This is a genomic window from Geminicoccus flavidas, from assembly GCF_009806515.1.
Classification (GTDB): Bacteria; Pseudomonadota; Alphaproteobacteria; order Geminicoccales; family Geminicoccaceae; genus Geminicoccus; species Geminicoccus flavidus.
On the sequence record NZ_WUJP01000233.1, the window covers coordinates 1 to 1,169 of the forward strand.

General features: G+C 66.0%; 2 protein-coding genes. One reads left to right on the forward strand and one right to left on the reverse strand.

All coding sequences use genetic code 11. The annotated features are described in order from the left end of the window. Window positions 1-324: TetR family transcriptional regulator (locus EQG76_RS06625; RefSeq protein WP_159711739.1), on the reverse strand; the 324-nt coding region annotated here is incomplete at its 3' end. Window positions 325-479: 155 nt separating this feature from the next. On the opposite strand from EQG76_RS06625, the gene EQG76_RS06630 reads away from it, so the two are divergent. Continuing rightward, a partial coding sequence (locus EQG76_RS06630; protein ID WP_159711741.1) for an FAD-dependent oxidoreductase occupies window positions 480-1,169 on the forward strand: 690 nt, incomplete at its 3' end.

A 1,169-nucleotide genomic window follows, 5' to 3' on the forward strand; every position in this document is an offset into this window, starting at 1 on the left:
CTCGCGGGCGAACAGCCGGGAGGCCGCCGGCCGGCTGAAGCTCATCCGGACCTTTTCGATCACATAGGTCTCCAGCGCCAGAGCCGGGTCGTCCTCCGTGCCGAAGCGGCTGAAGCTCTCGTGCCAGTGCCGCACCACCTCCTGGAGGAGTGCGACGTAGATCTTCTCCTTGGTCCCAAAATAATAGAGAATGTTCGACTTGGGCATGCCGGCCAGGTCGGCGATCGCCTGGATGGTGGCACCCTCCAGACCCATTTCGGCGAACACCTGTTCGGCGGCGGCGAGGATGCGCGCGCGGTTTCTTCGGCGGATCTGGCCGGCCATGCATTGTTTTCCTTCGGTTGTTGTCGCACGCGGCCGAAACGGAATCATTCCAAACTAGAATGATTCTTGACGGAGGAAGTCTACCCAATAACCTGCCCGTTAATGGGAACCCGACTCCGGCGCAAGATCAGGGCGCCGGCGGAGACGACAGCAGCATGAGCGACATTGCCGGGCATCGGCTTTCGCCAGCGGACTATGCGGAGGCCTTCACTGACCTGACCCCGCCTCTGTCGCGCAAGACGGCACTGGTGGAGGCGTCCCGCTGCCTGTTCTGCTATGATGCACCCTGCGTGGAGGCTTGTCCCACCGGCATCGACATCCCGCGCTTCATCCGCGGCATCCAGACCGACAATGTCCGCGGTGCCGCCACCACCATCCTGGACGCCAACATCCTGGGCGGCACCTGTGCCCGGGTCTGCCCGACCGAGATCCTGTGCGAGGGAGCCTGCGTGCGGCTGGACCAGGACCATGAGCCGGTCGCGATCGGCGCGCTGCAGCGCTACGCCACCGACTTCCTGTTCGCTTCCGGCGAGCAGCCCTTTGTCCGCGCCGCGGCCACCGGGCGGCGGGTCGCGGTGGTGGGTGCCGGGCCGGCCGGCCTCGCTTGCGCCCATCATCTGGCGAGGCTCGGTCACGAGGTGGTGGTCTTCGAGCGGCGGCCGAAGGGCGGCGGGCTCAACGAGTACGGCATCGCCGCCTACAAGATGACGAACGACTTCGCCCAGCGGGAGCTCGACTTCCTCCTGGCACTGGACGGCATCGAGCTGCGCTGCGGCACGACGCTGGGCGTGGACCTGCACCTGAGCGACCTCGTAGTCGAGTTCGACGCGGTGTTCCTGGGCATC